At 74.3% G+C, this 6,740-nt stretch carries 7 protein-coding genes; 3 read left to right on the forward strand and 4 right to left on the reverse strand.

The annotated features are described in order from the left end of the window. The 4 genes from KDL01_RS46265 to KDL01_RS37860 form a co-directional block, all read right to left on the reverse strand. Positions 1-156, reverse strand: a 156-nt coding sequence (locus tag KDL01_RS46265) for an NAD(P)-binding protein (RefSeq protein WP_212533542.1), incomplete at its 3' end; no start/stop codon positions are given. Between the two features lie 420 nt (positions 157-576). Further along, positions 577-738 (reverse strand): hypothetical protein, encoded by a 162-nt coding sequence (locus tag KDL01_RS37850; RefSeq protein ID WP_212533537.1) that lies wholly within the window; start codon positions 736-738, stop codon positions 577-579. 290 nt (positions 739-1,028) lie between these two features. Beyond that, complete coding sequence (locus KDL01_RS37855) at positions 1,029-1,754, reverse strand: response regulator transcription factor (protein ID WP_212533538.1); 726 nt, start codon at positions 1,752-1,754, stop codon at positions 1,029-1,031. A 556-nt stretch (positions 1,755-2,310) separates the two neighbouring features. Then, positions 2,311-3,006, reverse strand: coding sequence for a DUF3000 domain-containing protein (locus tag KDL01_RS37860; RefSeq protein WP_212533539.1), 696 nt, complete (start codon positions 3,004-3,006; stop codon positions 2,311-2,313). 274 nt (positions 3,007-3,280) lie between these two features. On the opposite strand from KDL01_RS37860, the gene hemE reads away from it, so the two are divergent. Genes hemE through hemQ form a run of 3 tightly spaced genes read left to right on the forward strand, consistent with a single transcriptional unit; the run spans position 3,281 to position 6,600 of the window. Further along, positions 3,281-4,348, forward strand: coding sequence for a uroporphyrinogen decarboxylase (gene hemE / locus KDL01_RS37865; RefSeq protein ID WP_307846773.1), 1,068 nt, complete (start codon positions 3,281-3,283; stop codon positions 4,346-4,348). A 1-nt stretch (position 4,349) separates the two neighbouring features. Further along, a complete protein-coding gene (gene hemG / locus KDL01_RS37870; protein WP_212533540.1) occupies positions 4,350-5,780 on the forward strand; it encodes a protoporphyrinogen oxidase in 1,431 nt (476 codons plus the stop codon). A 19-nt stretch (positions 5,781-5,799) separates the two neighbouring features. Then, positions 5,800-6,600, forward strand: coding sequence for a hydrogen peroxide-dependent heme synthase (gene hemQ, locus KDL01_RS37875; protein ID WP_212533541.1), 801 nt, complete (start codon positions 5,800-5,802; stop codon positions 6,598-6,600). The last annotated feature ends 140 nt before the right edge of the window (positions 6,601-6,740 follow it).

Here is a 6,740-nt window from a genome sequence, read left to right on the forward strand (position 1 = left end):
CCACCCACCACGCTCCGCGGTCTGCGAGATACCACCCACCACGCCCTCCGACTCGAAGACGCTCGCCGGATAGCCGTGCCTGGTCAAGTCGTACGCGGCAGTCAGACCCGCCGGACCCGCACCGATGACCACCGTGCGGGGGTGCTGCTCTTCCATGTCCTGTTTCCTTGCGGTAGCGGTGCGGCGGACTGCGGCTGGGTCGGTGCGGCTACTCGCGCTGGTGTGCGGCCGGGAGCCGGACGGCGACGTGTCGGTACAGATCCACCGAGTAGACCAGCACGCCGCGCCCGTCAACCCGGTCGAGCGCCGACGGTGGGCCGAACACCGCCTCGTACCCGCGGGAGGTGATTCGGTCCAGCTCATTCTCGGGGATGGGCGGGCGCCCGTCGTGGGCAACGGCGAAAGTTGCATCGTGGGTGGCCGCCGCGCCGAGCGCGACGCGGCCGACGGCCCCGGGCAGGAGCCGCCGGCCGCGTCGCGACCCGCCCGGCGTGACAGCGGGGCCGTGCGGGTCGTCCTCGGGTGCCCGCGGGCGCGGCCTCGGCGGGCCGAGCCCGGGCCCGCGTCGGCGCCATCTCAGAGCTCCGCGTGGCGCGGATCCGAAGCGCGGGAGACCACGTCGTGCGGCACGTCCGCGGCGTGACGCAGGCCATTGACGTGGCGGGTCCCGATACCGTGGCATGTCGCGCGGATCTCGCAGTTGTGGGCGAGCGCGAGGACGCCGACCGACTTGGGCATGCTGGTTCTTCCGACGCGACGACCCTGGCCCCTTGCCAACGCCCCCCGAGCGCCGGGAGTCATGCCCTGGCCGGGCTTTGCCGAGTGAGTTCACCCGTCGGCGTGATAAGTCAGACGATCGCCCCGTGGTGGGCGCGGGGAAGGCGCTCACCACGGGGCGATCGCGGGTGGAGTGCTCCCGCGCGGGCTGGGCGTCGGACCGTCACACGCCCCGGCGGCTCGTTCCAGGTCCGTCGTGTGCCCACCGGATGTGGGGGTCGTCGGACCGTGCCGCCCGTTCGGTCACGCACTCAGGCGATGATTCCGCCGCGCATGGCCACCGCGACCATGCCGGCCCGGTCGCCGGTGCCGAGCTTGCGCGCGATCCTGGCCAGGTGGCTCTTCACGGTCAGCGCGCTCAGGCCCATGGTCTGCCCGATCGCCTTGTTGGACCGGCCGTCCGCGACCAGCCGCAGCACCTCGATCTCGCGGGCCGAGAGCTCCCGCACGCCCGAGTTCATGGTGTTCGGGATCGAGCCCTGGGCCAGCGCGGCCATCGTCCCGGCCTGTCCGCTCATCGCGGCCAGCCGGCGCTCGCGCAGGTGTGGCGGCATCTGGCCGAGGCCGCCCGGGCCGTTCATGCCGTTGAGTCCGGGCCGTGCCTGGGGCAGGGTGCGCGCGCCGGTGACGACGTAGCCGCGGACTCCGGAGGCGAGTGCCGCGCGGACCGCGTTGGTGTCGTCGGCGGTGGAGATGGCCACCGCGCTGTTCCACCCGGCCGTGCGCATCTCCGCCAGCAGCGCCAGCCCCGGCCCGTCGGGCAGGTGCACGTCCACGACGGCGATATCGCGGACCGTCGCCATCCGGCTTCGAGCCTCGGCGATGGTCGAGGCCTCCACGACGTCGCGGACGCCGAGGGCCCACAGGTGCCGGGTGACGGAGGTGCGAACGCGGGGATCGTGCACAACTACCATCGCGGTCAGCTTGGCCGGTCGATAGGCCAGCATGCTCGCGGCGTGGTCGACGAGGACGGACACCGGACCTCCCTGGAGGTGGAGGGTTGGACCGGTCGGCGGGGGTGGAGGGCCGGCCGGACGGAAGAGGCTGTGCTCTAGCCCTTCCGGGGAAGGAATCGGCAATGTGGGTGGCGACCTTTAGCGTGAGCCGACCGGCGAACGGCCGAACGGTTGCGCCGTCCGTGCGAGACGGTGCCGTACTGTCCTCACCCGGACGCAGTAGCCCTCCGGCCGGTCTCCACCGGCTCAAGCCGCGGATTCCACCGTGTGGGTAACCTCTTTACCCGGATGGCGGTCGGCTTAACCAAATTTGGATGTGTACCTGTTTGGGTCAACAGACGACCGATGATCCAATCTCTGGATGTCCATGCGCGACGCGCCGGAACCGCTCGATCCCCCGTTCGCGGCCCGCGTACGGCCCCGGATGCGACCCCGCACGCGGCCGGTTCGCCGCAGGTGGCGAAGGTGACGCGGCCGACGCCCAGGGCGCGGGCCACGCGCGCGGCGTGCCCGGCGAGGCGGGTGCGGCGTCGGTGAGTCGGCCGGCCGGTGATCCCGGGCCGGCGAGCTGTGGCCCTCAGCCCCCGACGCGCGGCAGCCGGGCGACGCCGGCCAGCTCCGGCGGCAGGCCCACGGCCGTGGCCAGGCAGCGCGACCAGGCCTCGACGTGGGCGGCCAGGCCGGACCACGCCGTCGCCGGCGTCCACAGCGGGCGGGTACCCCAGCGGGCGCCGGCCTCGGGCTCGGGCGGCAGCGGGGACCAGGACGCCCGCAGCTCGACCGAGGTGCTCACGCCCTGGTCCTCGAGCTCGCCGAATCCGGCCGAGGCGCAGCGCGAGACGGTGCCGCCGAGGGCCGCGCAGCCGAGCTCGGCCAGCGCCTCGCTCAGCCAGGACCAGGTCACCTCGGGCAGCAGCGGATCCTGCGCGATCTCGACCTCGATCTCGGCCTGCAGCAGCGTGACGCAGCGCCAGCTGCCCTGCCACTCCTCGTGCCCGTCCGGCTCGTAGAGCAGGACGAAGCGGCCGGAGCCGAGTTCCTCCTCCTCGCCGTCGGCGGCCGGGCCGGTCACCGTCGCGGACAGGGCGTGGCTGTAGGACGCCAGCCGTCGCGGCGCGGGCAGCGGTTCGAACTCCATCCCGGGGCGCGGCCGCAGCGCCGCGATGCCGCCGACGGCGGCCGCGAACACCTCCGGCACGGCGCCGTCCGCGGAACCCGGGGCGGAGGACGTCGCGGCGCGGCGAGCGCCCGGCGGGTGCGGATGCCGGTTCATGGTCGCAGCGTACGACCGGGCGCCCGGGCGCGTCGGGTAGGCGCGCCCGATGTCGGCAAAGTCAGCTGTGACGGTCCTCACATAATGAAGCCGCCCCGGCGCCCGGACCTGGCCCTGACCCGTTTCACGCGCCTGCCGGACCCGCCGCGCCCGGTCCGCGCACCCCGGCGCGCCTGCCCGCGCCCCGTCCGCGCCCTAGACGCGCCCGGGTCCGCCCGGGCCCGGGCACGGGGCGAGTACGGCCGGGCGCGCCCGCCCCGGTATCGTGCACTTCGTGAGTGGTACACAGCAGACGAAGCCCCAGCATCCCGCGGCCGACTCGGCCCTCGTGCGCGCGTGCCGGCGTGAGCCGGTCCCGCACACCCCGGTCTGGTTCATGCGGCAGGCCGGGCGTGCGCTGCCGGAGTATCACAAGGCGCGCAACGGCGTGCCGATGCTCGAGTCCTGCTTCATGCCGGAGCTGGTCACCGAGATCACCATGCAGCCGGTGCGCCGCTACGGCGTGGACGCGGCCGTCTACTTCAGCGACATCGTGGTGCCGCTCAAGGCCATCGGGATCGACGTCGAGATCAAGCCCGGAGTCGGGCCGGTCATCGCCGAGCCGGTGCGCTCGCTCGCGGACCTCGACCGGCTGCGCGTGCCCACCCCCGAGGACCTCACCGCGATCGACGCCGCGGTCCGGCTGCTGACCGCCGAGCTCGGCGCCACCCCGCTGATCGGCTTCGGCGGCGCTCCGTTCACCCTGGCCAGCTACCTCATCGAGGGCGGCCCCTCAAAGGGCCACGAGCTCACCAAGGCCATGATGTACGGCGCGCCCGAGCTGTTCACCGCGCTGCTCGACCGGATCGCCGACATCACCATCGCCTTCCTGACCACCCAGATCGACGCCGGCGCCGGCGCCGTGCAGCTGTTCGACTCCTGGGTCGGCGCGGTCGCCCCCGAGGACTACCGCCGCTACGTCCAGCCCGCCTCCGCCAAGGTCTTCGCCGCCGTCGCCTCCCGCGGCGTGCCGCGCATCCACTTCGGCGTGGGCACCGGCGAGCTGCTGCGCGACCTCGGCGAGGCCGGCGCGGACGTGGTCGGCGTGGACTGGCGCGTCCCGCTGGACGAGGCCGCCCGCCGGGTCGGCCCGGGCAAGGCGCTGCAGGGCAACCTCGACCCCGCCGTCCTGTTCGCCCCGCCCGCCGCCCTCGACGCGGCCGTGCAGCGGGTGCTCGACCAGGCCGCCGGACTCGAGGGGCACGTGTTCAACCTCGGCCACGGAGTCCCGCCCAACGCCGACCCCGGACAGCTCGCCCGCGTCGTCGAATACGTACACGAACACACCCGTACCGGGAGCTAGCATGCCGATGCCCGAGTCCGCTCCGGCCGAGCCGACCGCCGCCCCGCGGCGCCTGCTCGTGGTCGGCGGCGGCATCACGGGACTTGCCGCCGCCCGGGCCGGCCTGGACGCCGGACTGAGCGTCACCCTGCTCGAGGCCTCCGGGCGCTACGGCGGCAAGCTCGAGCTCGGACACGTGGCCGGCACCTCGGTGGACCTGGGCGCCGAGACGATCCTGGCCCGCCGGGCCGAGGGGGTGGACCTGGCCAAGGCCGTGGGCCTGGGCGAGGACCTGGTCAGCCCGGCCACCACCGCGGCCGGCCTGTGGAGCCGCGGCGCACTGCATCCGCTGCCCTCCGGCCAGCTCATGGGCGTGCCCGGCGACCTGCGCGCGCTCGGCGCCAGCGGCGTGCTCGGCTCGCGCGGCCTGGCCCGGGTCCAGGCGGACCGGGTCATGCCCAAGACCCCGGTCACCGAGGACGTCTCGGTCGGCGAGTACGTGGGCCGGCGCCTCGGCCGCGAAGTGGTGGAACGGCTGGTCGAGCCGCTGCTCGGCGGCGTCTACGCGGGCCACGCCGACCGGCTCTCGCTGCGCGCCACCGTCCCGCAGCTGGCCCCGCTGGCCGCGGCCGGCACCCCGCTGAGCACCGGTGTGCGCGACCTGCTGGCCGCCGGCGCGGCGGCGAGCTCCGCGGCCGGCACCGCGCCCAAGCCGGTGTTCGCCGGCATCCGCGGCGGGGTGGGCCGGCTGCCCGGCGCCGTCGCCGCGGACGTGGCCGAGCGTGGAGCCGAGCTGCGCACCGGCATCGGGGCCAAGGCGCTGCGACGGGTCGCCGAGGGCTGGCAGGTCTCGCTCACCGACGGGACCACGCTCACCGCCGACCTGCTGGTGCTGGCCGTCCCCGCCTACGTCGCCCGCACTCTGCTGGCCGAGGCCGCGCCGGTCACCGCGGCGGAGCTGGCCGACATCGAGTACGCCTCGATGGCCATCGCCACCTTCGCCTTCCACCGCAGCGCCTTCGCCGACGTCCCGCCCGGCTCCGGGTTCCTGGTGCCCCCGGTGGACGGGCGCGCGATCAAGGCCGCGACCTTCTCCAGCGTCAAGTGGCCCTGGCTCGCGCACAGCAGCGGCGAGATGGTCGTGCTGCGCACCTCGCTCGGCCGCCTCGGCGAGAGCGAGATCCTCGAGCGCGACGACGAGGAGATCGCCAAGGCCGCCCTGACCGACCTGGCCGACGCCGTGGGCCTGACGGGCCGTCCGGCGGACCGGCACGTGCAGCGGTGGACCGAGGCCCTGCCGCAGTACGCCGTCGGGCACCTGGACCGGGTCGGGCGGCTGCGCGCGGCCCTGCCGGCCGGGATCGCGGTGGCCGGGGCCGCGTACGACGGCGTGGGCATCCCCGCCTGCATCGCCTCGGCCGCCCGGGCGGTCGAGCACCTGATCGAAGCCTGATCGAAGGGAACGCACCATCATGACCGAGACCGACACGGGCGCCGCGGGCGTCGCCGGCACCGGCCCCGCCGCGGCCGCCACCACCGTCGCCGCGCCGACCGCCCTGACCGCCGAGCGCCCGGTCAGCCGCAAGGCCAGGGAGCTGAACGAGGAGATCCGCTACACCAGCTGGTCGGTGTTCAAGGCCGTGGCCGAGCTGCCCGAGGACGAGGGCCTGCGCACCGGCTACGCCGAGGAGGTCGAGCAGCTGTTCACCAAGCTCGCCGCCGATCGCGACGTGGTGGTGCGCGGCACCTACGACACGGCCGGACTGCGCGCCGACGCCGATCTGATGATCTGGGCGCACGCCCCGTCCGCCGAGGCGCTGCAGGACCTGTACTCCTCGTTCCGCAAGACCCTGCTCGGCCAGTGCTGCGAGCCGGTCTGGTCGAGCATGGCGCTGCACCGCCCGGCCGAGTTCAACAAGAGCCACATCCCGGCGTACCTGGCCGGCGAGGCCGCCCGCGACTGGGCCTGCGTCTACCCGTTCGTGCGCTCCTACGAGTGGTACCTGCTGCCGGACGAGGAGCGCCGCGCGCTGCTGGCCGAGCACGGCAAGATGTCGCGCGACTACCCGGACGTGCGGGCCAACACGGTCCCGGCCTTCGCTCTCGGCGACTACGAGTGGCTGCTGTGCTTCGAGGCCAACGACCTGCACCGGATCGTGGACCTGATGCGCCATCTGCGCGGCTCCGAGACCCGCCGCCACGTGCGGGTGGAGGTTCCGTTCTACACCGGCCGGCGCAAGGCGCTGGACGAGATCGTCAGGGTTCTGCCGTAGTCCGGGGCCGTACCCGGGGCGCTGCCGGGGCCGGGGGCGGAGTTTAAGGATTCGTAGCCGACATTCTCAGCTGGTTATCATCTGGCCGTGTCCTATGACGATCCCTCGGCCCAGCAGCCCCAGCAGTACCCGGGGAACCC

Origin of the sequence: Actinospica durhamensis (genome assembly GCF_018139695.1) — a bacterium.
Classification (GTDB): Bacteria; Actinomycetota; Actinomycetes; order Streptomycetales; family Catenulisporaceae; genus Actinospica; species Actinospica durhamensis.

What these genes read in the sequence shown, in the direction of transcription:
- hemG (WP_212533540.1), top strand. Translation starts at nt 4,350, where the DNA reads ATGCCGATGCCCGAGTCCGCTCCGGCCGAGCCGACCGCCGCCCCGCGG.
- KDL01_RS37860 (WP_212533539.1), bottom strand. Translation starts at nt 3,006, where the DNA reads ATGAACCGGCATCCGCACCCGCCGGGCGCTCGCCGCGCCGCGACGTCC.
- hemQ (WP_212533541.1), top strand. Translation starts at nt 5,800, where the DNA reads ATGACCGAGACCGACACGGGCGCCGCGGGCGTCGCCGGCACCGGCCCC.
- KDL01_RS37850 (WP_212533537.1), bottom strand. Translation starts at nt 738, where the DNA reads ATGCCCAAGTCGGTCGGCGTCCTCGCGCTCGCCCACAACTGCGAGATC.